The sequence below is a fragment of the Ruegeria sp. TM1040 genome, assembly GCF_000014065.1.
GTDB lineage: Bacteria > Pseudomonadota > Alphaproteobacteria > Rhodobacterales > Rhodobacteraceae > Epibacterium.
Map to the genome: position 1 here is coordinate 2254100 of NC_008044.1, position 25304 is coordinate 2279403.

The following is a 25304-nucleotide window of genomic DNA, read 5'->3' on the forward strand; positions in this document are numbered from 1 at the left end:
GCTGCGCGAAAAGCGCTTAGTGCAGATTATGTTGCGCACCGGTGCCCTCCTCGTCCATCAGACCAAAGCCGCTGCGGAACCGGTCGAGCCTGAACCGCGTGGCCGCCTCGTGCGGGCGACCGGTAGCGATCAGATGCGCGAAACAATCCCCCGAGGCGGGCGTCGCCTTAAAGCCGCCATAGCACCAGCCTGCATTGAGATAGAGACCATCAATCGGCGTCACATCAATGATGGGCGAGCCATCCGGCGTCATATCCATGATGCCGCCCCAGCTGCGCAACAGACGCGCCTTGGTGACGGCGGGCACCATGGCGGTGATCGCCTCCATCGTATGTTCCTGCATCGCTAGGTTCCCCCGCGCCGCATAGGAGCTGTAAAAATCCAGATAGCTGCCAAACACCAGACCGCCCTTGTCGGACTGGCTGATATAGAGATGCCCTGCCGCAAAGGTGATCACATGGTCGATCACCGGCTTCAGCCCTTCGCTCACAAAAGCCTGCAACACATGGCTCTCGATGGGCAGCGTCAGCCCCGCCATCGCCGCTACCTGGCTTGACCGCCCCGCCGCCGCCAATGCAACCTTCTTGGCCTTAATCGGGCCGCGCACTGTTTGCACGCCGGTGACCTTTCCGCCATCGACATCAATGCCGGTTACTTCGCAATTCTGGATCAGATCGACACCGTATTGATCTGCGCCACGCGCAAAGCCCCAGGCCACCGCGTCATGGCGTGCCGTCCCCGCGCGGCGCTGCAGCAATGCGCCCATGATGGGAAAGCGGTTGTTGTCGTAGTTCAGGAACGGCACCAGCTTTTTCAGCTGATCGCGATAGAGGATCTCTGCATCGTCACCCTGATTGATGATGGAATTGGCGCGGCGCACGGCGGCATCGCGCTGACCGTCGTTGTGAAACACATTCAGGATGCCGCGCTGGGACATCATGGCGTTGTAGTTGAGATCCTGCTCCATCCCCTCCCAGAGCTTCAGAGAATGGGAATAAAACTCCGAATTGCCGGGCAGATAATAGTTGGCGCGCACGATGGTTGTGTTGCGCCCGACATTGCCGCCGCCAAGGTAGCCCTTTTCAAGAACCGCAATATTCCTAAGCCCGTGAGTCTTGGCGAGGTAATAAGCCGTAGCCAGCCCGTGCCCACCTCCACCGACGATGACCACGTCATATTCGCGCTTGGGTTCCGGGTCGCGCCAATGAGCGGTCCAGCCTTTGTTGCCGGTCAGCCCCTCTTTCAAAACGCGCCAGCCGGAAAACTTTTCCGAAAACCCCATGGCCCACTCCTCAAACGGTGTCTCGACGATGTGCAGCACTGATACACACCGCAATCTCTGTGCCAAGTGCTAGCGGGTTTGAGCCTGCGCTCCTAGCCCACGGGCGACAAAACCACAGTCTATTTGCGCTAGGTGGGCACGAACTAGGCACTTATGTCCAGTGCAATTTCATCTCCATGCAACTGCCCTCTGTTTTCGCCGTTCTTTCCCGTCTCGATTGCCATTACCGACTAATGTCGGTAATAGAGTGTATGCGTACCCGCCTCTCCCGCAGTGCCCGCAGGGCCGAAATCCTAGGAAACGCCCAAAAGCTGATCGCCGCGCGTGGCTTCAGTGGCACCGAGATGGAAGACATTCGCCTTGCCAGCGGCATTTCACGGGGCGGGCTCTATCATCATTTTGCCAACAAGCATGCGGTCCTTGATGCGCTGGTAGCAGAGGAGGTGCGCCGTCTTGCAGACCAGCTAAAAGCCGCGCAAGGCTCTCCGATCCCCGCGCTTCTTCGCGTAGGGTCAAGCGACCTTGGCAATGATCCCGGTCTGGTCTCGCATCTTCACACGCCCGAGGAGAAACGCGCTTACCTGTCGAGCCTTGAACAGGCGATACCCGCAGAGCTCGGCCCGGTCCTGCACGAAAGACTGCGGGGCCACACCGCTGAGGGCGCAGCCCCCGCCCATGTCGCCGAGCTCTTTTTGACGATCACCGCTCATATCAACCGCCGCCGCATATTGAACGAGTGGCCCCCAGAAGAGGCAGCGGGATTTACCGCGACAGCGCTTCGGGCTCTGTTGCCCTTGCTGACATCGCAAGCGGAGCTCCAGCCGGTCATCGCAGAACTGAAGCGGGTGGCGGCGACATCCTGATGCTGATCGGTTTTCTCGCGCTAACCTTTGGCATTTCGCTTTTGAGCTTTGCCTGCGTTGTTGCGATCCCGGCGGCCCGAACGCCCGAAAGCGCTGCAGGTTTGCCTTTCTGGCTCGTCATGGTCTGGGGGCCATCGCTCGCGGCCATCCTTATCAGTGCGCAGAACGGTCAATTGCCCGCTCTGCTGTTGCACAGCATAGAATTCTCCACCGTCCCGCCGGTCGTCTGGATCTTGGTGCTTGCACCGCTCCTGATGCTGCTCATGCTCCGCCCCTTCGCGCCCGAGCAGCGGCGTCCGGTCGGGCCGGGCGTCATCGCAGCCATGGTTGGGCTCAATCTGATCCTTGGGCCACTCGGCGAAGAACTCGGTTGGCGCGGCATCATGCAGGCAGACCTCAATCCACGGATCGGGTGGCTTTCGGCATCGCTTCTGATCGGGGTGGTCTGGCTGATCTGGCACCTGCCCCTTTGGACGATCGACACGCCACATTCCCAGATCACCCTGCCGTTGTTTGCCGCGCACTGTCTGCTCTATGCCGTGATCATCGGCGCGGCATACACGCTGTCAGGCGGCTCGATATTGCCCGCGATCCTGATCCATCTGACCGTCAATCTTGCTTCGAACTTTGCCACCTTTGCCGGGTTTCGCGATCCCAACGCATGGTTCAAAGCGAGCCTCTGGCCCTATTTGGCGCTTGCTGCTGGCGCGGTTGCATTGGTCTATGCGCATCTCGGCCAGTTTGGGCTCTGGCCGCAGCCCTGAGTTCTGTTTCGGGTCACAAGACGGCGCAGCGGGCCTGTCGCGTGATCGTCGCCCATAGAAAAACGGCGGGATAACACCCGCCGCTTTCCAAAGATATGAATAGGGCTCAGAGGCCCTTGGCGCGGTAGCTCGAGGCAACCTTGTCGATGGAGACGAGATATGCGGCGGTGCGCAGATCAGAGACGTCATCGCGTTCGTGCCACACCTGCCGCATGGACTGATAGGCAATCCGCATGGTGTCATCGAGACCCGAGCGCACCAGCTCCAGCTCACCTGCACCGCGGAGGTATTTTTCCTTGAACTTGGGATCGAGCGACCATGTCTTGCCCATGCTCTCAGAGAGCATTTCCAGTTGATCGACCACAAGCTGGTGGCGTGCCTCTTCCTGACGGCGCTGCATCCGGCCAAAGCGGATATGCGAGAGGTTCTTGACCCACTCAAAGTAGGAAACCGTCACACCGCCGGCGTTGGCATACATGTCCGGAATGATCACCGTGCCCTTCTTGCGCAGGATCTCATCTGCGCCCGCGGTCACAGGACCGTTCGCAGCCTCGATGATCAGCTTGGCCTTCACGTTTTCGGCGTTGGAGAGGTTGATCACCCCCTCAAGCGCCGCCGGGATCAGGATGTCGCAGTCCTCTTCGAGGTATTTGGCGCCGTTCTTGATGTAGCGTCCCGACGGGTAGCCATCGACGCCGTCATGCTTTTCGATCCACGCGCGCAGGTCTTCGATGTCGAGCCCGTTCTCATCGTAGAGACCGCCATCGCGTTCAATCACCGCAACGATCTTGCAGCCATCTTCCTCGGAGAGGAACTTGGCCGCGTGATAGCCCACATTCCCGAGGCCCTGCACGATGACGCGCTTGCCATCGAGGGTGCCAGAGAGACCGGCCTTGGCCTTGTCTTCCTCGTACCGGAAGAACTCCTGCAGTGCGTACTGCACGCCCCGGCCCGTGGCCTCGACGCGGCCTGCAATACCGCCAGCATTGAGCGGCTTGCCGGTGACACAGGCGCGGGCGTTGATGTCCGTGGTGTTCATCCGGGCGTATTGGTCCGCCATCCAGGCCATCTCGCGTTCGCCGGTGCCCATGTCGGGCGCGGGCACGTTCTGCGAGGGGTTGATCAGGTCGCGTTTGGCCAGCTCATAGGCAAAACGACGGGTGATCAGCTCTAGCTCGTGTTCGTCATACTGACGCGGGTCGATGCGCAGACCGCCCTTGGAGCCCCCAAAGGGCGCTTCCACCAGCGCGCATTTGTAGGTCATCAGCGCCGCGAGCGCCTCCACCTCGTCCTGGTTCACCCCCATCGCGTAACGAATGCCGCCTTTGACCGGCTCCATATGCTCCGAGTGGACCGAGCGATACCCGGTGAACGTGTGGATCTGCCCGCGCAGGCGCACCCCAAAGCGGACCGTGTAGGTGGCGTTACAGACGCGGATCTTTTCCTCAAGCCCCGGCGGCAAATCCATCAGCGCCACGGCGCGGTTGAACATGAGATCCACACTTTCACGGAAGCTTGGTTCTTTGAGATTGCTCATGGGGTGATCCCGTCCTTCTGAAACGACTCAAGTGGTTACTATGCGTCCCATCTATGCAGAGAACGTTACCAACTGCGACTGATATTCCCCGATTTTGCACAATTTTTTGGCAGTTTGTGAACTTTTCTGAAAACGAATCGTGTGAAGCCCGCCCGCTCGCCGGGCGCGAGGCGTCGAGATTGTTTCAACCCCGCCAACAACCCCCAAACTCCGATACAATTAAGCTCAAACTTGCACCAGAAACGCCAATTTGGGCCGGTTTTCGCCCCAGTTCGGCCACCTTCGTCAACGAATAATGAAGAGTAATTTTACGTCCTCCTGCGCGCGCCCGCTTTCGCCCCTGAGCGCTGTGCGCCGTGCCCGCGGACAGAAGGAAAGACGGAAACATGAAGGTAAACTTCTGGACTTCATCGGCCCTGACCGGTGCGCTCGGTCGCCGGGCCATTGTGGACCGCATGCGTCAGTTTCGCAGGGACGAAAGTGGTGTCCTTGCCAAGCCGATGATTATGATCGTGGTCTTGATGTTCATGATCGGCGGTCTGGGTATGGATATGGTACGCCTCGAACGCGACCGTACCAAACTGCAATACACTCTGGACCGCGCGGTACTTGCGGCAGCGGATCTCGACCAGCCCCTCGATCCCGAGGCAGTGGTTCTCGATTACATGTCAAAGTCGGGCCTTGGCGATTACACCACGGTGGTCGTCCCTGAGGTTTCACCCACGGCAAAGCGCGTAAAGGCGAGCGTCGATACCAATTTCACTGCATCCTGGATGAACAACGTCTTTTACGACGACTACATCCGCAATCCCGATACTTACCAGCTTGAGCCAATCACACTCCCGCTGCTGGCGTCCTCAACGGCGGTGGAGAGCATCGGCAACGTCGAGATCTCGCTGGTGCTGGACGTCTCGGGATCGATGCGCAGCAATGATCGCCTGGTGAACCTCAAACGCGCCGCCAAAGAGTTCGTCCAGACGATGGATGACAACACCGAAGACGGCAAGATGAGCATTTCCATCGTGCCCTACTCGACACAGGTTTCCATGCCGGAGGCCTTTCTTGATGAGTTGAACGTCAGCAGCGAGCACGATTACTCCCACTGCATCAACTTCTCGGGGTCCGATTTCAACAACGCCGGGATCAGCACGACCCAGGCCTACGAGCGCACCATGCACTTCACCGTCTGGAACAGCGGCGACTATCGCTCAAGAACCCGCCTCGTTCGTCAGCCGACCTGTGCCGCCCATTCCGACAACCCAGAGCGCACCGCGCTGTTGTTGTCGGACAATGTCACGCAGCTGCAAAACTACATCGACGCCTTTGTCCCATCCGAGAACACATCGATTGACCTCGGCATGAAATGGGGCTCTGCCCTTCTCGACCCATCCGTGCAGCCCGTGATTGCCTCGCTGGCTGATGATGCAAATCCCAATCAGTCCATCGCATCGCGCTTTGCCAACCGTCCCGTCCCCTACACGGATACAGAGACGCTGAAGGTGATCGTGATGATGACCGACGGTCAGAATACGTCGCAGTACTACCTCAGGAACAGCTACCGCGAGGGCGACAGCCCGGTTTGGTACAACGCCCAAGAGCGTGTTTATTCCACCTATGACCCCAACCGCGGTTCAAAACCCTATTACTGGGACAACTTGCAGCGGTGGGCGGATCACCCCTATGGCAACGGCACCTACGAGGAAACCTACTGCACCGGCACGCTCTACTACGGCAACTGCTATTACGGGTCCTGGCAGACCCGCACCGTGGACGAGCCCGGCACGGCCGTACAGCTGAGCTATCCTGATCTCTTTGCCGACACCTCGCTCAGGTATCTGCGGGATCGCCTGTTCGGCGACTGGATGAGCAACGCGAATTACTACTGGTTCTCCGGTCTGTTCAGCTCTGTCGGCTCCACGACAAAGGACGCGCGCACGCTGGACATCTGTGAAGCGGCCAAAGCCAAGGGCGTTGTGGTCTTTACCATCGGGTTTGAGGCTCCGAGTCGAGGCCAGGAAGTCCTGCAGGCCTGCGCAAGCTCTGCATCCCATTACTACGATGTTGACGGGCTGGAGATCTCCGATGCCTTCGCTTCAATTGCCTCCGCGATCCGCCAACTGAGGCTGACAGAATGATCCATCTGCGTTTTATATCCAAACCGCTCCGGCAGTTCCGTCGCGATGAAGAAGGCAATGCAACCGTCGAGTTTGCAATGCTCTTTCCCCTGATGCTGATGGTGCTCTTTGCCTCGGTGGAGCTCGGCATGATCACTTTCCGTCAGATCATGCTGGATCGTGCCATGGACATGACCGTGCGCGACATTCGCCTCGGTACCGGCGGAGACATGCAGCATGACGACATTCGCGACACGATCTGCGCACGCACCAGTTTCATCGATCAAGCCTCTTGCGATGTGTCCCTGAAGCTGGAGATGGTGCGCCTGGATCCGTTCAACTGGGCGGGCATCCCGCCCGAGCCCGATTGCGTCGACAGTGTCGAAGAGGTCGATCCGGTTCTGACCTTCACCAACGGGGCCTCAAATGACCTGATGTATCTGCGCGCCTGCGTCAGCATCGAAGCGCTGTTTCCGCATTGGGGTCTCGGCAAAGCCATTCGCAAAGATGACGATGGCCGCCTGAACCTCTTTGCCTCCAGCGCCTTTGTTCAGGAGCCTCAGTGATCCATGTTCAGAAAAATCGCACATAAGTTTCGGGCGTTTCGCCGCGATGAAGAGGGCAACATTGCCGTCGAGGCCGCGCTCTACCTGCCACTCTTGCTGTTTGTCTTTGCGGCGACCTACACGCTGTTTGACCTGTTCCGTCAGGAAACCGTCAACACCAAGGCCGCTTATACCGTCTCAGACCTGATTTCGCGGGAAACCACGGCGCTAAACGACGAATACATCAACAGTATCTATACCCTCGGCAAGCTGATGGCGCGCGCGGGCTCTGATATGTCGATGCGCATTTCGGTGATCCGCTGGGACGCTGCGGATGATCGCTATTATGTCGATTGGTCCGTCGAACGTGGCAACCAGCTCGACATCTGGACGGATGCCACCGTCACCGCGATCAACGACAAGCTCCCCACCATGCCCGATCAGGAACGTGTCATCGTGGTCGAGACATGGAACAACGTCGACCCGGCGTTCAAAATCGGGATCGGGCAGCGTGAAATCTACAATCTGATCTTCACCCGTCCCCGTTTCGCCTCCTTGGTGGCCTTTGAAGGCACCGTCGTAAGCGATGGCACGGTGCATGACGATGACGTGACGGACACGGGTTCCTGATCGCCGCAGCGCGCAAGCGTTCGAGTTTGAATTGCAAAGGCCGCCGGAGCTTGAGCCCGGCGGCCTTTGCTGCTCTGTCAAAGATGGGACGCGGATGACCCGCGCGGGATTAAGGATCGATCACCAGATGCGGTTGCCCGTCAGAGGTCTGCTCGCGACTGAAGCCTTCAGGGCCAATCACGCCGTTGACCCGGCGTCTGAAACTGGAGAACCGCTGTGATGTGACCACGTCAACCGGCACCTCCAGATCCAGCTCCAGCCTGACCCAGCCCACGCGCCCCTCTACCGCGGTCGCCCGCAGCACGCGCGCGGAAAAGGGTTGCGACAGGTAGCGCCCCCGGACCACCTGCCCGGGCTGGTAACGCTGCGCCTCGGCCTGCGACAGCATCGCAGCGCATAGGTTCCAATCGCGAAACCCCAGCTGCCGGGCCACATGTTCAAGCGCCGCGCCGTGGCGCAGGCTCTCGCCCGCCTGCTGGCGGGCTGCGCGCCACTCTCTAGCCATGGCTTTGGCCTGTGCAATCGTTGGCAAATTCTCGGTCATGCGCGGCGCTCCTGCACTTTGGAGGTCACTTGGTCACGCCGGCGACGAAGGTCCAGCAGAACCAGCCCCGTCAGCACAAGGAGCCCCGCCTCGGCAACGGGCGCAGCAAGCCAGATCCCGGGCTCCCCCCAAAGCGCAGCAAGCATAAAGGTCAGTGGGATCGAGAACAGATAGGGTTTGGAGAGCCCCAGAAGCGCAGCCCGCGGGGCATCTCCTATCGCCTGAAAATGCATTGCCACCATCATGAGCGGCCCCGCGAGCACAAAAAGAGCGCCAAGAATGGGCAGGATGCGCGCAACGTCTTCGATAACGCCCTGATCGTCCACAAACCACGCTGCAATCCATGCAGCGCCCCACGTCAGACCGGCCTGCATCACCGCGCAATAGATCAAGGCACTCACGACCGCGAACCGGAGGCTTTGCCCCACTCTAAGGATTTGACCTGCCCCATACAGGTTCCCGGTGATGCTCTGCATCGCATGCGACAGCCCCAAAAGCGGCAGGAACGTGAAGGTCAAAAGTCGTGTGATGACCCCATAGGCGCTCACCGTTGTTGCATAATCAGAGACATCAACCCATTGCAGTGCAAACATAATCACCGCCGACCCCAAGGCGATGCCGATAAAGTTGAGACTCTGCGGCGCGCCCAGCGCAAGCATCCGCCCCCAGCCGCCCCAAAGGCTCTGTCGCCAAAGACAGCTTGGCCGCAAAACTGTATCGCCACGCAGGCGAAACGCCACGATCAGCGAGAGCGCCAGAACCTGTGCCAAAGCCGTTCCCAACGCCGATCCCGCCACGCCCAATCCCGCTTGGGCGATCAGCAGATAGTTGAACGCAATATTCGACAGCGAGACGACAAGGCTCATGAGGGCCATCAGTCCGGCCCGGCCCTCGTTACGCAAGGCGTCGGAATTCACCGAGAGCACGAACAGGAGCGGCGTACACCCCACAGTGATCCGCAGATAGGTGTGCCCCATGTCAGCAAGGAGGCGGTCGCCCCCGGCGGCGGCATGCGCCACAGCGCTCCCCCAGAGCGCAAAAGCCGCCATGAGGCCCACCGCGACCGAGAGCGCCAGACCATGCGCCGCCGCAAAATCGGCCTGCGCCGCCTCGGTATCGCCCGCACCGAGATGACGGGCCAGCCGACTGGACATGCCGCTGGCCACCAGCGTTGCCAGAGCCACAACCAACATGTAGCCGGGAAACATCAGCGTCACAGCGGCCAAAGCCTCGGGCCCGACGAAATGCCCCAGAAACAGCGCGTCCGCCACGGTCAAAAAGCCGTTCATCCCCATCACAAAGATGATGGGCAACGCAGTTTTTGCATAAACCGGCCCCAAGCGGGCGGTCAAAAATCGATTTGGAGGGGAGGTAGACATATCCCCGATCTCCTCTTGCAGGTATCGCGCAAGAACTGGATGGGACCCGCATTACCACCCGCGCGACAGGCGTGGAGGATGATCAAAAGACATATCCGTATGCAAGACTTCACCAAGGCCAGAATGGCCAGCGGGCGGCAGGGGCTTGCTCCCTCGTCTTTCGCTAGGCCCTCGCGTCCCCTGCGTCAAGCCCAATGGCGGCACGGGACGTAAGGGCTGCGTAAAGGAGGTAGTAACGGTTTCTTGACCGCACGCGGCTATGGTGACTGTCGAAAACGTATCTTTTTCTTTGGGTATGTCCCCTGATGTCTGACCTCGACGCCTCGTGGATTCTGGTCTGCGCGCTTCTTGTGCTGCTGTTGCAGGCTGGCTTCCTCTGTCTTGAGGCTGGCACCGTTCGGGCGAAAAATTCCGCCAATGTCGCGCTGAAAAACCTGTCCGATGTCTGCATCGTCAGTACCTGTTTCTGGCTGGTCGGCTTTGGCCTCATGTTTGGCGAGAGCTTCAATGGCCTCTTTGGAACCACACAGTTTTGGCTCGCGCTCGACAATGACAGCGGTCACGCGGCGTCGATTTTCCTGTTTCAGATGGCCTTTGCGGCAAGTGCAGCCACGATCGTCTCGGGCGCAGTTGCCGAGCGGGAGCGATTTCTGGGCTATATGGTGGTCTCTGTTGCGCTCAGCGCCCTTGTGTATCCGGTTGTCGGGCATTGGATCTGGAACCAGGCGGGCTGGCTGCGCCAGATGGGATTTGTCGATTTTGCAGGCGCGACGGTTGTACACAGCGTGGGGGGATGGACCGCTCTGGTGACCATTATCATCCTCGGGCCGAGGCTCGGGCGATATGGCCCCAAGAAACGTCGGTTTGATGAGTACTCGATCTCTCTGGTCACGCTGGGCGGATTGCTCTTGTGGGTCGGCTGGGGTGCGTTCAACGGCGGCTCCGCTATGGCGTTTGGGACCGGTGTTGGCCCGATTATTGCGCGCACCATGCTGCTGGCGGCAGGCGCAGGGGTGGCGAGCATTGCCATCGGGCTTGGCCTTTTTCGGCACGTCAGGGCAGAGCTTTTGGTGAACGGCTTTCTCGGAGGATTGGTCGCGGGCACCGCCGGGGTGCACCTGATGACAGGCACAGTTGCCTTTGGCATCGGCGCCCTTGGCGCAGTCACCGTAATCATCGCCCGCGATATACTCGACGCGCTCAAGATCGACGATGTTGTGGGCGCCGTCCCCGTGCATCTGGCCGCGGGGTTGATCGGGACGCTCTCGATTGCCTTCACTGCCCCGGTTGACCTGTTGCCCGCAGGCAGCCGGCTGGCACAGCTGGGCATTCAGGCGCTGGGTATCACTGCAGTTGGCGGATGGGTGGTCTGCTCGATGGCGCCGCTGATCCTGCTGCTGCGCGCAAGAGGTTTGCTGCGCGTCCACCCCAAGGACGAGGTGCGCGGGCTGAATCTCACCGAAAACAACCAACGAAACGCGCTTATGGACCTGCTGGCCGAAATGAAACGGCATCAGCGTTCCGGCTCTTTCAGCCGCCGCGTACGCATCGACCGGTCCACCGAATACGGTGTGCTTGCCTACCGCTACAACCGGGTTCTCGACCGGGTGGAGGCGGAAATCAACGCACGTGTCGACTCGATCCGCAAGGAACGCATGAGCCGCCTTTTGGCCGAAGAGGCGTTTGAATCCATGCGCGAGGCGCAAGAAGAAAACGCCTGGTCGGCGCGGCATGACAAACTCACCGGACTTGGCAACCGCAAGTACCTCGAAGAGGTTGCGGTCGAGACCAGCACCGGACCACTTGGCGCGACATTGCTCATTGCGATCGACCTAGATCGGTTCAAGGAGATCAATGACACCTACGGCCATGAGGCAGGAGATGTGGTGCTGGAACACACTGCCCAGCGGCTCTCCGAAAAGATCAGAACAGGGCGTGATTTTGCCTTCCGCATCGGCGGTGATGAGTTTGTAGTCCTCATGGAGTTTGCGGGCACCCAAGACGACGCTTTTGAATACTGCTCGGACTTGTTGTTCGAATTGCTGCAACCCGTCAGATACAAAGCAACCGATCTGCAGGTCGGTGCCTCCATTGGATTTGCCCTCTGCAAGCCGCCCGAAACGCTCGGCGCGGCGCTGCGACGCGCAGATCTTGCGCTCTATGCTTCAAAGGCTGACGGACGCTCCTGCGTCAACGCCTATTCCGCCTCCATCGGATCGGCTCATGACGAAAAGATGAACCTCATACGGGATTTCAAACAGGCTTTCGCCAATAATGAAATCGAGGTGACGCTGCAGCCGCAGATCGATGGCAAGACCATGGAAATCGCCGGCTGTGAGGCGCTGGCGCGCTGGCACCATCCCGTGCGCGGCATCGTGAGTCCGGATGTTTTTGTACCCGTCGCAAAAGAAGTGAACATGCTGGCCGATCTTGATCGCCGAATTCTCGATCTTGCCCTTGCGGCGTATTGGAATTTTGCGAGCCACGGCATCGCGCTTCCCAGCCTCTCGGTGAATGTCTCGGCGGAGCGGCTGGGGCACCCCGACTTGATCAAGGAACTCCAGCAGCGCGAGGATCTGCCACCAGATGGATTGGCGTTTGAACTCCTTGAAACGGTCTTTCTCGATCAGTTGACCGAGAATTACGCCAACCAGATTGCCGCGCTCAAGGCGATGGGCATCGCAATTGAAATCGATGACTTTGGCACCGGGCACGCCAGCATCGCGGGGGTGCTCGCCCTGAAGCCCGACCGGCTCAAGATCGACCGGATGTTCACCTCCGGTATTGATGAAAAACCCGCCAGGCGCGATCTGATGCGCGGCCTCATCGAGATGGCCGCAAGTGCTGGGGCAGAAACGGTGGTTGAGGGAGTCGAGACGGAGGCGCAGGCACAGGTTCTGTCGGAGCTAGGCGCAGATGTGCTGCAAGGCTTTGCCTTTGCCCGCCCGATGGATCAGGAGCGCTTTTTGCTCTGGGCGCAGGACTGGAATGCAGCGCGCCAGATGCCAAAGACCGGATAAGCCCCTAAAAAGGCGCGCATCATCTGTGGTGCGATCTTTGGCGCGGTCACCAGCCGCTCAGCCTGCGTCGCGCTCGACCATCAGTGCCGCAAGAATCTCGGTCATGGTCTTGGTTTGGGAGCCGGGAGTCACCCCGCCCACACCGATGCGCCGTCCCATGCGCCACCAAAGACCGGGATACCAGCAGCGCTCTGCAGATGTCGTGCTGCGCATAAGGAACCCGTTTGAAGGCTTGAACGCAAAAAAGCCGCGATCAAGATGCTGCAGATCCTGGATGCGAATGATCTCGGTGCCATCCGAACAGCGCAGCCCCGCCGCCGTGAGCTCGATGCGATGCGCGGTGGCATGCCACATGCGATAGCCCATCCAGAGCGCCAAGCCCGACACAAGCATCAGGAACCCCTGCCATGCCACGCCCGGTGTGCTCGCCATGGCGACATAGAGGGTCATCAGCCCCAGCCCGATCAACATGGCCACGCCAATCACCCGGCGGGCTGGCGATGCTTCCACGGTGGCGAGTACTTCGCCGCTGTCGATTTCGTGGCTCATTTACGGTCTCCCTCGGATCACTGGCGATGGGTTAGCGAAAAACACCGGGATCGAACAGCCCTTTTGGTGATCGCGCGACGGATCAGCTCAGGGCCCCGAGATGGGTACAGGCCCAGAACACCCGCGCTTTGTCAGGGCCGGTGCTACGCACACCATGGCGCAGGGTACTGTCGTAATAGGCGCAGTCTCCGGCGGCGAGGATCACTGGTTCGTAATGCTCCACCCGCAGTTCGACCTCCCCTTCGAGCACCAGCAACAGCTCCTCGCCATCATGGCGGTCCAAGTGGGCAGGCACGCCTTCGCCCTTGGCGCAGATGGTGCCGATCAGCGGGATGATCTTCTTCCCGGTGAGCCCGTTGCACAGCACTTCATAATCATAGACCTTGCCCTCGACCGAGCGCCCCTGCCCCGCCCGCGTCACAGTGAGCCGGGTGGTGTGAACCTCGTCTTCAGGTTCAGCGATGAGCTTTTCCAGTCCAACGCCATAGCCCCGCGCGAGTCGCAGCAGATTCTCAAAACTCGGGGATACTTTGCCGTTTTCGATCTTGTAGATCGTCGAAACGGCAAGTCGCGTGCGTTCAGCAGCTTGCTCGAGCGTCATCCCCGCAGCGCTGCGTAAGCCTTTGACTCGCCTGCCGAGTTCAAGTCGTATGCGCTGTTTTTCTCCTTCATCAAGCACCGCCGAATGCGTGTCGGCGGAAAACGAAGACTCTTTTCCTGTTGTTTCAGACATATTTTTTCTTATTTTACCAAAAATTTCCCATAGGCCGGAAGCGAGATCGATTTGGGTGAAAGTATGCATGACCAACACAGGCGAGGCCAGCAAATAGCCATGAAACCTGCCTACACCGCCAGGCCCAACCCCGCAGTACGCAGTCCAAACCTGAGCCTCGCCGGGTCGCCTGATGGCGGTCCTCGCGCCCGTTGCGGCGTTTCCAAGACAGTCCGACGCAGACGCACGCCCTAGGCAGGGGCCGCATCCCTAACTGGGCCGTAGTGCCCTCTCACAATGTCCAAGTTCGTTCATTCCCAGTGTGTTTTTGTGTTTCAGGATCATGTGATGACCCCAATTCCCCGCTCTTGCTGCTTAGATTGCCACCGGCCAAAGCGAGCCGAACATGATCGGGATGTGATCCCGCGCCACCGCGCAGAAACTCTCGGCTGGTTAGGGCCTCTCTGCACGCTCCGCACAGTTCCCCCACTCGAACGCCACGCGACGGGTTGACCCACCCTCCCACGTACTCACCAACGGCCAGCCCCTTTTTTTTGGCGGATCACAGCGCCCTGGGGGTCGGCCTTCTTCACGATAAAGAGGACATCTTTTATGCCATTGCAGAAAACGGACATCCGTCCCTCCATCGGCCTAGCGCTGCTGCCGATCGTGCTGACGCTCGCCATTCTTGGGGTGCAGATCTTTTACTTTGGGGATTTCACCCCCCATATCCCACTTGCAATCGGGATCGCCCTCACCGCGGTGGTGGGCCTGATCGAAGGGCTGAGCTGGGATGAGATCGAAAAAGGCGCCTTTCATGTGATCGCAGTGTCTTTCCCGGCGGTGTCGGTGCTGATCCTTGTCGGCATGATCGTTGGCACATGGATCGCCTCCGGCACCGTTCCCACGCTGATCTATTACGGGCTGTCGCTGCTTTCGCCAGAGCTGTTTCTCGCGGCGGGGATGATCCTCTGCTCCATCGTCTCGCTTGCCCTCGGGACATCCTGGGGCACGGTCGGCACAGTGGGTCTCGCGCTGATGGGCATCGGCGAAGGCTTTGGCATCCCGGCCTACTGGACTGCAGGCGCGGTGGTTTCAGGCGCCTTCTTTGGCGACAAGATCTCGCCCCTTTCGGATACCACCAACCTGGCCCCGGCCGTGACTGATACGCAGCTATTTGACCACATCCGCAACATGTTGCCGACCACTGTTCCCGCGATGCTGATCGCGCTGGCGATCTACACTGTGATGGGGTTCAACCTTGGTGACGGCGCGCCCTCCTTTGAACGCATCGAGAGCTTCAAGGGCGCGCTGGAGGGGTCGTTTGACATCACGCCCTGGCTGCTATTGCCCGCGCTTTTGGTGGTCGGGCTTGCAATGATGCGCATGCCGGCGATCCCGACTCTGTTCATCGGTGTCGTGGTAGCGTCTCTGATTGCGATCTTTGTGCAGGGCGCATCGCTGCATGACGTTTTCACCTATGCCAACTACGGCTATTCGGTCGAAACCGGCGTCGCCGCAATGGACTCGCTGATGAACCGGGGCGGGATCCAGTCGATGATGTGGACCATCTCTCTGATCCTGATCGCGCTTGGCTTTGGCGGCGCGTTGGAGCGCACGGGCTGCCTTGCGGCCATCATCGAGCTTTTGACCAAGCGGGTGAAAACCATCGCGGGTGTGCAGACCTCGGCGATCCTGTCCTCCATGGCGACCAACACCGTGGCGGGCGATCCCTATCTCTCGATCGCGCTGCCTGGGCGGATGTTCAAGCCGGTCTACGACCGTATCGGCTATTCGCGCCTGAACCTGGCACGCGCCACCGAGGAAGGCGGCACCATCATCTCGCCGCTGATCCCGTGGAACGCCGGTGGCGCCTTTGTGATCTCGGCCCTCGCGCTGGGTGTCTCGGACGGCAAGATCGAAAACCTGCTCTACATCCCGCTGTCCTTTGCCTGCTGGCTGGCCCCGGTCTTTGGGATCTTCTACGCATGGACCGGCCTTTTTACACCCAAGGCCGAAGCGGCTGACACCGTGCGCGCAGAAGCCGCGCAGCACCCCGCAGAGTAATACTCACAAGGATATGCGCCTGACTACAAATCGGGCGCATATCACCCTGCATTCCTGCACAGACGCAGTGAGCCAGTGCAGATTTTCCTAATCCGACATCTCACCTATTCTTGGGACACACCCTCTCATCAGGAGAAGTTTCATGTCCCTGCGCCCGATTTTGGAAAAACGTTCAGCCCAGCCAACCATGGAAGGCGCTGGCGTACATCTGCACCGCGCTTTTGGGTTTCAGGATCCAAGCGAGCTGGACCCTTTCCTGCTGTTTGATGATTTCCGCAACGACCATCCGGAGCTGTATCAGCAGGGATTTCCCTGGCACCCACACCGCGGCATCGAGACGATCACCTATGTGCTGGCGGGCTCTGTTGACCACGGTGACAGCCTCGGCAACACTGGCACGCTGGGCGCAGGGGATGTGCAGTGGATGACCGCCGGTTCGGGTATCCTGCATCAGGAAATGCCGAGCGGAAACCAGAAGGGGCAGATGCACGGTTTCCAGCTTTGGGGCAATCTTCCGTCCGCCCAAAAGATGACGGCCCCACGGTATCAGGATGTCCAGGGCAAGGATATTCCCGAGGTGATCGACGATGACGGCACCCGCGTCAAAGTGATCGTGGGCGAATTCTGGGGCAAGCGCGGCCCCGTTGATGGCATCGCCGCCGACCCGCAATATCTCGACGTCTATGTCCCCGCCGGTGTCAAAAAGACGTTCAAGATCGACACATACCGACGCGCTTTTGCCTATATTTTTGAAGGCCAAGCCGCCTTTGCGGATGCCTCCCAGCCGCAGGGTGTCCTGTTGGAAAAAGAGGTTGCCGGCCAGGAGGTCAACATCCGCGATCTCTCGGGAGATCGCACATTGGTGCGTTTTGGCACTGGCGAAGAGATCACCGTGCAGGCCGGCCCCGAGGGCGTGCGTTTCCTGCTCATTTCTGGCGCACCGATCGAGGAGCCAGTGGCATGGCATGGTCCGATCGTGATGAACACACAGGCCGAGCTGCAAAAAGCCTTCTCCGAGTTGCGCAACGGAACCTTCATCAAACCCGCTCACTGATAGGGAGAACCGCCCCCCCCCTTTTCTCTCGGGGCGGTGCAGGCCACAGGATGGCAAACCCAGATTGGGTCCACACCCAATGCGGATCGGGTCAAGGGGCCCAGCGGCCCAGCCCGGCACGGGCGGCGTGCCCTTGACGCGCCGACGTCAATTGAAACTTGAAAAGGCTCCTGAGGGCAGACCTGCCCCTCAGGGCCGTCTAAGCCCAAACGCGCAAACACCCGCACCAAACGGGACGTCCGCGATCTTCCATCGCCTCAAGGCCTGCTGAACAAAAGCCGCGCGGAAGCGCTCCACTTTGTGACGCCTTGCAAGCTTAGCCCTGTGCGGCATCCCAAACATAGGTCATCTCACCAGAGGCAGTTTTCTCGCCGGGTTCAAATCCGCATTTCTCGAGGACACGGGCCGAGGCGGCGTTCTCGGCCATCACGCCACCGGACAACACCACGTGCGTTCCTCGCAGCTGATCTTGCAGCGCGCGCAGCATCTCGCTGGCATAGCCCTGCCCCCATGCCCGGCGCGTAAAGAGATAGCCCAGATTGCGCTGGCCCGCGGCGTCATGGGCAAAAGACAGGATTACGAGACCGACAATCTCTTGATCTTGAGCGCTCAGCGCGACGACCTCGGCCTCTTGTTGCAGCGCGTCAATGAGGTGACGCCGCGCTGCATCGGACCCCAGGTTTTGAAACCCCGGTGGAAGGAACGCCACAACCTCCGGTGCGAACAAGGCCTCGCGATCCGCCGCCGTCATCTGCACAGGCTCCGTTGCATGCAACCGCCCGGATTTCAGATCCTTCAGCTCCATCGCGCTACACCCCGACAGATTTGCGCACCATATCCCAATAGAGCGTCTCCACCTCTACAAGCGACAACCGCCCGCCATCACGATACCACGTCAAAACCCCGTTCAGCATCGCAATCACCGCAAGTGCTGCGATCTTGGTATCGGGCACCTGAAACAGCCCTTGCGTGACCCCGGCCTTCAGGATGCCTTCGAGCTGGTTTTCATAGGTGCGGCGGCGTTCTTCGATGCGGGCGAAGTTCTCATCGGTCAGGTTGCGCAACTCCATATACGCAATAAAGACCGCATCAGGGCGTTCGAGGTTATAACGGATGTGAAACCGCACAAACCGTTCCAACTGCCCCATTACGTCCTCAGGCAGATCCTCCGCTGCCCAGGCCGTCAGAAGCCCCTCCATATGAGCCTGCATCAAGTCAAACAGCAGGCTCTGCTTGTCAGCAGTGTAGTTATAAAGCGCGCCCGCCTGCACGCCCACCGCCCCGGCGATCTGACGCATGGAGACCGCCGCATAGCCATGACGGGCAAACAGCTCCTGCGCCGCTGCGCGAATACGCGGGCCGGTGATGTCGGAATGAGAACCTTGAGTACGTGCCATATATACAGAGTATCTGAACATATGTTCAGATAAAAGCGGCATAACGGGCGACGCGGATTAACTTGTACCCACAGGCGCATTTGTGCATCAAGGGCAAAAGCCCCGACGGAAACTCCGGTACGCCCATGACCGCCACACCCGCTGCCCGCCTGTTTTTTGCACCTACGCCGCGCTCGACGCGCCTCGGGGTGCTCCTCGCCTGCACCCTACTGAGCCTCGCAACCGCCTGCTCGCGCGTGCCGGAACTGGAGGACCGTCTCCCGGCGGATCTGCGCAGCCAGCCCTACCCGGATCTTTTGCCGTTGGAGACCGCTCTCAGCGATGAGCCGCTGCCCGAAGATGAAAGCGCCGCGCTCTCGGAGGCACTCGACGCGCGCGCCGAAGGTTTGCGCAGACGCGCAGAAGAATTGCGCCGCCGCCAATTCTGACCCCCCGCTCACCCTGTTGAGCGTTGCACCAAAGGGCCAGAGCCGCTAAGGCGGCATCGAACCCATAGATCGTCAAGACAATAAGGACCTCCACTATGACTGAACCGCTTCGACTGGGGATTGCAGGTTTGGGCACGGTCGGCATTGGCGTGGTGAAGATCATTCGCCGCCATGCTGCCCTGTTGGAGGCGCGAACTGGCCGCCCGGTGGTGATCACTGCCGTTTCGGCCCGCGACGCCACCAAGGATCGCGGCGTGTCGCTCAAGGACTATGCGTGGGAAACCGATCCAGTCGCCCTTGCCACGCGCGATGATGTCGATGTGTTTGTCGAACTGATGGGCGGGCACGAAGGCCCGGCCCGGCTTGCAACGGAGGCTGCGCTGGCAGCCGGCAAGGATGTGGTCACCGCAAACAAGGCGCTCCTGGCGATCCACGGCCAGGATCTGGCCGAACGCGCAGAGGCCAATGGCAGCGTCATCCGCTTTGAGGCGGCGGTTGCAGGTGGCATCCCCGTGATCAAATCCATGACCGAGAGCCTTGCAGGCAATGAAATCACCCGCGTCATGGGCGTGATGAACGGCACCTGCAACTATATCCTCACGCAGATGGAAGCCACAGGCCGGGGTTATAACGCTCTCTTTGAGGAATGCGGCAAGCTTGGCTACCTGGAGGCCGACCCGCTGCTGGACGTGGGCGGTATTGATGCCGGCCACAAGCTGGCGCTCCTGGCCTCTATCGCGTTTGGGACCAAACCGGCCTTTGACGATGTCAAACTCGAAGGCATTCAGCGCATCGCCATTGAAGACATCCGCCACGCCGCCGATATGGGCTATCGGATCAAGCTTCTGGGCGTTGCACAGCGTTCGGCGCGCGGGCTTGAGCAGCGCATGACCCCCTGCCTGGTGCCCGCGAATTCTCCGCTCGGGCAGCTTGAGGGCGGCACCAACATGGTGGTGATCGAGGGCGACGCCATCGAACAAGTGGTGCTGCGCGGCCCCGGCGCGGGCGAAGGCCCCACCGCCAGTGCGGTGATGGGCGATGTGCTCGACATTGCGCGCGGCCTGCGGATCTCGACCTTTGGCCAGCCGGCCACGACGCTCTCGAAAGAACCAGCCGCACAAACCGGCCTGCCTGCGCCCTATTATGTGCGTATGGCGCTGCAGGACAAACCCGGCGCGCTGGCCAAAGTCGCCGCAGCATTGGGGGATGCGGGGGTCTCTATCCACCGGATGCGCCAGTATGATCACGCCACCACAGTGGCTCCGGTGTTGATCGTGACTCACAAATGCACGTCTGCCATGCTGGAACAGGCCCTTGAGGCGCTGGCCGCAACAGGCGTGGTTGAAGGCGCCCCCGTGGCGCTGCGCATCGAAGAGCTGTGAGGCAGAACCTCTGAAACGCGCCGCGTGCGCGCGCTCGGGTGCAAATGCCCAAGGGCGCGCTCAAGGCGCAAAATATATGTTGTTAGCGACATCAGCCGCGCTGCAGCCTTGCCCCCGTGGGGCTGGGCGGGCTATGCCGGGCGAGATCGCGCAAGTTTGAGATAGGATTACTGGGAATGACTTCGACCACCGCCGACGCGCCGTTTCACGACCGCCTGCTGTCCCTGGGCCTCGCCCGAGTTGCGGAACAGGCTGCTCTGGCCTCTGCCCCGCTGATCGGACGCGGCGATGAAAAGGCCGCAGACCAAGCCGCCGTAAACGCGATGCGCGAACAGCTGAACCTTCTGGACATCGCCGGTGTGGTGGTGATCGGCGAAGGCGAGCGCGACGAGGCGCCGATGCTCTATATCGGCGAGGAAGTGGGCACCGGCAACGGCCCCGGCGTGGACATCGCGCTGGACCCGCTCGAAGGCACCACGCTCACCGCAAAGGACATGCCCAACGCGCTCACCGTGATCGCCATGGGTCCACGTGGCTCCATGCTGCATGCGCCCGACACCTATATGGACAAGCTGGCCGTGGGTCCGGGCTACCCCGAGGGCGTGGTCTCTCTGGACATGTCGCCACGCGAACGCGTTGAGGCGCTGGCCAAGGCCAAGGGCTGCACACCCGCGGACATCACTGTCTGCATCCTGGAACGTCCCCGCCATGAGGCGATGATCGCTGAGGTGCGCGAAACCGGCGCGTCAATCCGCCTGATCACCGACGGCGATGTGGCGGGCGTCATGCATTGCGCAGAAGCAGAGGTCACAGGCATCGACATGTATATGGGCCAAGGCGGCGCGCCCGAAGGCGTGCTGGCGGCAGCGGCGCTCAAATGCATGGGCGGTCAGATCTTTGGCCGTCTCTTGTTCCGCAACGACGACGAAAAAGCCCGCGCCGCCAAGGCCGGCATCACCGATCTGGACCGCGTCTATTCCCGCGACGAGATGGTGACACAGGATGTGATCTTTGCCGCTACCGGCGTCACCGGAGGCTCGCTGCTGCCGCGCATCAAGCGTGAGCCGGGCTGGGTCGAGACCACCACACTGCTGATGCGCTCCAAGACCGGCTCGGTGCGCCGCATGAGCTATCGCACACCTCTGAGCGCGCATCAGTAACCCAGAACAAACCTCAGCGCTTGCAGCGCGGAGCGGGATTTAGGTATTTGGGAAAAGATGAAGGCCGGGTCCCGCGCGGGTCCGGCCTTTTTTACACAGAAGACGAGGGAATAGAGTTGAGCTTTCTGGGTGTCGAGACCTCACTGACCGGACGCCGCTGGGTGGGACCCGGTGTGGATCAGGCCCGCGCAAGCGAGCATCTGGCGCAGGAAACCGGGCTACCTCCTGCGGTGTGTCAGGTCCTCGCACGCCGGGGCGTGCCCGCGCATGAGGCCACCGGGTTTCTGACGCCGCAGCTCAAGGATCTCTTGCCCGATCCGCGCCGCATGAAGGACATGGAGACCGCAGCAGCGCGCTTTCTGCAAGCCGTGGAGCGGCGCGAGCGGATTGCGATCTTTGCCGATTATGACGTCGATGGCGGCTCTTCGGCGGCGCTTTTGCTGGTGTACCTGCGACAGATGGGCCAGCAGGCGACACTATATATTCCGGATCGCATTGATGAGGGTTATGGCCCCAATGATGCGGCAATGGCGGCGCTGGCGCGCGATCATGACCTTATCATCTGCGTGGACTGTGGCACACTTTCGCACGGGCCCATCGCAGCGGCGAAGGGCGCGGATGTGGTGGTTCTGGATCACCACCTTGGCGGCGAGACCCTGCCCGACTGCGTGGCAGTGGTGAACCCCAACCGGCAGGATGAGGACGGCGATCTGGGCTATTTCTGCGCCGCTGGTGTGGTGTTCCTGATGCTCGTCGAGGTGCGCCGTCAGGCGCGCGACAAGGGGCTTGGCGCAGGCCCTGATCTGATGGCGATGCTCGATCTGGTGGCGCTGGCCACCGTGGCAGATGTGGCCCCCCTGATCGGCGCGAACCGCGCGCTGGTGCGCCAAGGCCTGAAGGTGATGGGGCGACGCCAACGTCCGGGTCTGGTTGCCCTCGCGGATGTGAGCCGGATGGATGCGGCGCCCTCAACCTATCACCTCGGCTTTCTCCTGGGGCCGCGGGTCAATGCGGGCGGGCGGATCGGCAAGGCGGACCTTGGTGCGCGCCTGCTGTCGACGGATGACCCGCATGAGGCTGCTGCGCTCTCCGAACGGCTTGACCAGCTCAATACGGAGCGGCGCGACATTGAGAACGCGGTGCGTGCTGCCGCACTGGAACAGGCCGAGGCGCGCGGCTTTGACGCGCCTTTGGTCTGGGCGGCGGGGGAAGGCTGGCATCCGGGCGTGGTCGGCATCGTCGCCTCGCGCCTCAAGGAAGCAACGGGCCGACCTGCGGTGGTCATCGGCCTAGACGGCGAAGAGGGCAAAGGATCGGGACGCTCTGTCTCGGGCATCGACCTTGGGGCCTCGATCCAGAAGGTCGCAATGGAAGGGCTGCTCTTGAAGGGCGGCGGGCACAAGATGGCTGCGGGCCTCACGGTGGCGCGCGGCCAGCTGGAACCCGCGATGGCCCGCCTTGCAGAGCTCTTGGACAAACAGGGCGCAGGCGATCTGGGCCCCGCGGATCTGAAGCTCGACGGGATGCTGATGCCCGGCGCCGCCAGCGTGGAGTTGATCGAGCAGATCGAACAGGCCGGGCCGTTTGGCGCTGGGGCCCCTGCCCCCCGCTATGGGTTTCCTGACGTCGCCGTACGCTTTGCCAAACGGGTTGGAGAATCGCATCTCAAGGTCAGTTTCACCGATGGGATGGGCGGCAATATCGACGCCATCGCCTTTGGCGCCTTTGACACCAACCTCGGGCCGCGCTTGCTCGAACACGGAGGCGCGCGCTTTCATGTCTCCGGACGGCTAGAGGTCAACACCTGGGGCGGGCGCCAAAGCGCGCAATTGCGACTGGAGGACGCAGCCGAGGCCTGAACCTCGCTAGAAATGGCGAGGACTTCGCCTGTGGATAAGAATTTTCCGCTGTAGATGTTTTTTTCCCTTGCGACGCCCGCCGCAAAACCCTAAACACCCGCTCACACCAAGAGTGCTCCGTTCGTCTATCGGTTAGGACGCCAGGTTTTCAACCTGGAAAGAGGGGTTCGATTCCCCTACGGAGTACCACTTTACTCTCCCGTAGAATTGCAGATCAGACATGACCTCGCTGCTAGGCTGCGAGTCTCAGCGTGCGCACCCTTTTTGCGGCTCGCGTCGTACTGCATTGATAAATATACCTTTTGTCTGAATGTGCGGAGCTTCTCAAAAACTTTGGGATTTGTGTTATTTTCCTCTTGCACGGCCGCGCGTGCTTCAGTAAACACCCGCTCACACCAAGAGTGCTCCGTTCGTCTATCGGTTAGGACGCCAGGTTTTCAACCTGGAAAGAGGGGTTCGATTCCCCTACGGAGTACCATTTTTCTCTCTGAAAAATTGGCGCATTCCACCACTCACGCACCGCCGAGAAGCAGGGGATTATCCTGTTGAGGAAATCGTCGCGCGCAGGCGCGACAGGGCTTCTGCCTGCTCATCAAGATCATTGAGGCAGGCGCCCAGAACCACCCCATTGAAGGCGCCCGCGCGGCGGCTGTAGCTTGAGAGCGCCTCCGCACCCACACCGGCTGCGCGTGCGGCTGTTGTCACGGTCTGATCGCAAATTTCGGGACGCAGATGCAGCACGACCTGCATGCCAGCTTGATAATCCTCCACATGGCCCACATCAGAGAAATCCGAGCGCAACCGCGCGATCAGGGTCCGGTGCCGTTCCGCATAGATTCGGCGCACCCGGCGCAGGTGCCGGTAGAACTCTCCGTGCTGCATAAACTCCGCCAGAGCCGCTTGGGGCATGGCACTGGCACGCGCACCCTTGCGACGCATCGCCCGCACGAGGCGCTCCACCAGCGCCTCGGGGGCCACGATGTACCCCATCCGCAAGCTGTTCGAGAAAATCTTGGAGAAGCTGCCGATGTAGACTGTCCGCCCCTGCCCGTCGACACCTGCCAGCGCGGGAATCGGTCGGCCCGCATAGCGAAATTCCGAATCGTAATCGTCCTCGATGATCCAGCCCTGTGACTGCGCCGCCCAGCGCACAAACTCTTGTCGCCGGCCCGCACTCATCGCGCCACCAAGCGGGTATTGATGCGACGGCGTCAGAACCACCACATCGGTGCCATCGCCAGTTGTAGGGACTTCGGCCCCTTGGGAATCGAGCGCCAAGTCTCGGATGCGACGCCCCTGCGCCTGCGCAAACCGTCGGATCGGGGGATAGCCGGGATCCTCCACCCCAACCGCTCCGGTGCTCGAGGCCAGCGCCGCGAGACAAACATCCAACGCCTCGGTCGCGCCAGAGGTGACCAGCACCTGATCCGGCCGCGCGGCGATCCCGCGCCAATCGTTCACATGGGCGGCAATGGCCTGGCGCAGGTCCGGATGACCAAAGCGCCCGCAGCCCATCAACATATCTTCTGGACGTGTGCGGCAGAGGCGAGCAACGGCTTTTGCCCAGGCGCGGTGCGGAAAGAGACGCATGTCCGGCTGGCCAGCCTCCAAGAGCAGGTCTCCCCGCTCGCTGAGGTCCGCAGGTGGCGTGGGCGTCCCTTTCGCCGGAAGCTCCACCTCGCCCATGGCACAGACGGTATAACCCGATCCGCGCCGCGCCATGAGATAGCCCTCGGCCACCAGCTGCTCATAGGCCGTCACGACCGTCGCACGCGCCACCCCCAGATCCCCTGCAAGCGCCCGCGTTGCCGGGAGCCGCGCCCCGGTGGCAAGAGCCCCAGAGCGAATTCGAGATCGCAAGGCCGTGCAGATCTGCTCAAAGATCGGCACATCAGAACGCCGATCCGGCATAAAGGCGGGCAAATCGCTTGGCATAATTGGTCCGATCAGAGTGTCCTCTTGGCAACGTTATGCCTGCGCCAATCGACAGACAAGCAAAGACCGGGCACAACGCCCGG

Annotated in this window: 21 protein-coding genes and 2 tRNA genes; 14 read left to right on the forward strand and 9 right to left on the reverse strand. The window is 60.9% G+C overall.

What is annotated here, in order from left to right; all coding sequences use genetic code 11:
• Positions 1-16: 16 nt before the first annotated feature.
• Entirely contained in the window at positions 17-1282 is a 1266-nt protein-coding gene (locus TM1040_RS15150; protein ID WP_044026853.1) for a sarcosine oxidase subunit beta family protein, read from the reverse strand.
• A 251-nt stretch (positions 1283-1533) separates the two neighbouring features.
• Here TM1040_RS15150 and TM1040_RS19790 point away from each other — a divergent pair, with 251 nt between their 5' ends.
• On the forward strand, positions 1534-2145 hold the full coding sequence (locus TM1040_RS19790; protein WP_049763249.1) for a TetR/AcrR family transcriptional regulator: 612 nt from the start codon (positions 1534-1536) through the stop codon (positions 2143-2145).
• The gene (locus TM1040_RS19795; RefSeq protein WP_011539473.1) at positions 2145-2909 is read left to right on the forward strand and encodes a CPBP family intramembrane glutamic endopeptidase; all 765 of its coding nucleotides are present in this window, start codon (positions 2145-2147) and stop codon (positions 2907-2909) included. The genes TM1040_RS19790 and TM1040_RS19795 overlap by 1 nt, the downstream gene beginning before the upstream one ends.
• A gap of 106 nt (positions 2910-3015) precedes the next feature.
• Here the strand turns inward: TM1040_RS19795 and TM1040_RS15165 are convergent, their stop codons facing one another.
• Entirely contained in the window at positions 3016-4446 is a 1431-nt protein-coding gene (locus TM1040_RS15165) for a Glu/Leu/Phe/Val family dehydrogenase (protein ID WP_011539474.1), read from the reverse strand.
• Positions 4447-4832: 386 nt separating this feature from the next.
• On the opposite strand from TM1040_RS15165, the gene TM1040_RS15170 reads away from it, so the two are divergent.
• Genes TM1040_RS15170 through TM1040_RS15180 form a run of 3 tightly spaced genes read left to right on the forward strand, consistent with a single transcriptional unit; the run spans position 4833 to position 7735 of the window.
• The gene (locus tag TM1040_RS15170; RefSeq protein WP_011539475.1) at positions 4833-6581 is read left to right on the forward strand and encodes a TadE/TadG family type IV pilus assembly protein; all 1749 of its coding nucleotides are present in this window, start codon (positions 4833-4835) and stop codon (positions 6579-6581) included.
• Positions 6578-7126 carry a TadE/TadG family type IV pilus assembly protein gene (locus TM1040_RS15175; protein WP_011539476.1) on the forward strand — a complete coding sequence of 183 codons (549 nt, stop codon included), beginning with the start codon at positions 6578-6580 and terminating at the stop codon, positions 7124-7126. The genes TM1040_RS15170 and TM1040_RS15175 overlap by 4 nt, the downstream gene beginning before the upstream one ends.
• Positions 7127-7129: 3 nt before the next feature.
• Positions 7130-7735, forward strand: coding sequence for a TadE/TadG family type IV pilus assembly protein (locus TM1040_RS15180; protein ID WP_011539477.1), 606 nt, complete (start codon positions 7130-7132; stop codon positions 7733-7735).
• Between the two features lie 109 nt (positions 7736-7844).
• On the opposite strand, the gene TM1040_RS15185 is transcribed toward TM1040_RS15180, so the two are convergent.
• Positions 7845-8279 (reverse strand): glyoxalase superfamily protein, encoded by a 435-nt coding sequence (locus tag TM1040_RS15185; RefSeq protein WP_011539478.1) that lies wholly within the window; start codon positions 8277-8279, stop codon positions 7845-7847.
• Positions 8276-9658 (reverse strand): MATE family efflux transporter, encoded by a 1383-nt coding sequence (locus TM1040_RS15190; RefSeq protein ID WP_011539479.1) that lies wholly within the window; start codon positions 9656-9658, stop codon positions 8276-8278. Before TM1040_RS15190 ends, TM1040_RS15185 begins: the two co-directional genes overlap by 4 nt.
• Positions 9659-9963: 305 nt before the next feature.
• On the opposite strand from TM1040_RS15190, the gene TM1040_RS15195 reads away from it, so the two are divergent.
• Entirely contained in the window at positions 9964-12678 is a 2715-nt protein-coding gene (locus TM1040_RS15195) for an EAL domain-containing protein (RefSeq protein ID WP_011539480.1), read from the forward strand.
• A 57-nt stretch (positions 12679-12735) separates the two neighbouring features.
• Here TM1040_RS15195 and TM1040_RS15200 read toward each other — a convergent pair whose 3' ends face one another.
• Together TM1040_RS15200 and TM1040_RS15205 are read right to left on the reverse strand one after the other, a co-directional pair.
• Entirely contained in the window at positions 12736-13227 is a 492-nt protein-coding gene (locus tag TM1040_RS15200; RefSeq protein WP_011539481.1) for a hypothetical protein, read from the reverse strand.
• 82 nt (positions 13228-13309) lie between these two features.
• Positions 13310-13960, reverse strand: coding sequence for a helix-turn-helix domain-containing protein (locus TM1040_RS15205; protein ID WP_044026855.1), 651 nt, complete (start codon positions 13958-13960; stop codon positions 13310-13312).
• 591 nt (positions 13961-14551) lie between these two features.
• On the opposite strand from TM1040_RS15205, the gene nhaC reads away from it, so the two are divergent.
• Complete coding sequence (gene nhaC, locus TM1040_RS15210) at positions 14552-16006, forward strand: Na+/H+ antiporter NhaC (protein WP_011539483.1); 1455 nt, start codon at positions 14552-14554, stop codon at positions 16004-16006.
• Between the two features lie 142 nt (positions 16007-16148).
• Positions 16149-17060 (forward strand): pirin family protein, encoded by a 912-nt coding sequence (locus tag TM1040_RS15215; protein ID WP_011539484.1) that lies wholly within the window; start codon positions 16149-16151, stop codon positions 17058-17060.
• A gap of 316 nt (positions 17061-17376) precedes the next feature.
• Here the strand turns inward: TM1040_RS15215 and TM1040_RS15220 are convergent, their stop codons facing one another.
• The gene (locus TM1040_RS15220; protein WP_011539485.1) at positions 17377-17865 is read right to left on the reverse strand and encodes a GNAT family N-acetyltransferase; all 489 of its coding nucleotides are present in this window, start codon (positions 17863-17865) and stop codon (positions 17377-17379) included.
• 4 nt (positions 17866-17869) lie between these two features.
• Positions 17870-18457, reverse strand: a complete 588-nt coding sequence (locus TM1040_RS15225; RefSeq protein ID WP_044026856.1) for a TetR/AcrR family transcriptional regulator — start codon at positions 18455-18457, stop codon at positions 17870-17872.
• Between the two features lie 125 nt (positions 18458-18582).
• Between TM1040_RS15225 and TM1040_RS15230 the strand changes: the two genes are divergently transcribed.
• The 6 genes from TM1040_RS15230 (at position 18583) to TM1040_RS15255 (ending at position 23764) form a co-directional block, all read left to right on the forward strand.
• On the forward strand, positions 18583-18885 hold the full coding sequence (locus TM1040_RS15230; protein ID WP_011539487.1) for a hypothetical protein: 303 nt from the start codon (positions 18583-18585) through the stop codon (positions 18883-18885).
• A gap of 95 nt (positions 18886-18980) precedes the next feature.
• On the forward strand, positions 18981-20267 hold the full coding sequence (locus TM1040_RS15235; protein WP_011539488.1) for a homoserine dehydrogenase: 1287 nt from the start codon (positions 18981-18983) through the stop codon (positions 20265-20267).
• A gap of 176 nt (positions 20268-20443) precedes the next feature.
• Positions 20444-21427, forward strand: a complete 984-nt coding sequence (gene glpX / locus TM1040_RS15240; RefSeq protein WP_011539489.1) for a class II fructose-bisphosphatase — start codon at positions 20444-20446, stop codon at positions 21425-21427.
• A gap of 116 nt (positions 21428-21543) precedes the next feature.
• The gene (gene recJ, locus TM1040_RS15245; protein ID WP_044026857.1) at positions 21544-23286 is read left to right on the forward strand and encodes a single-stranded-DNA-specific exonuclease RecJ; all 1743 of its coding nucleotides are present in this window, start codon (positions 21544-21546) and stop codon (positions 23284-23286) included.
• 114 nt (positions 23287-23400) lie between these two features.
• A tRNA-Glu gene (locus TM1040_RS15250) sits at positions 23401-23475 on the forward strand.
• 214 nt (positions 23476-23689) lie between these two features.
• Positions 23690-23764: transfer RNA gene (locus tag TM1040_RS15255), tRNA-Glu, on the forward strand.
• A 59-nt stretch (positions 23765-23823) separates the two neighbouring features.
• On the opposite strand, the gene TM1040_RS15260 is transcribed toward TM1040_RS15255, so the two are convergent.
• On the reverse strand, positions 23824-25221 hold the full coding sequence (locus TM1040_RS15260) for a PLP-dependent aminotransferase family protein (RefSeq protein ID WP_011539491.1): 1398 nt from the start codon (positions 25219-25221) through the stop codon (positions 23824-23826).
• Positions 25222-25304: the final 83 nt, after the last annotated feature.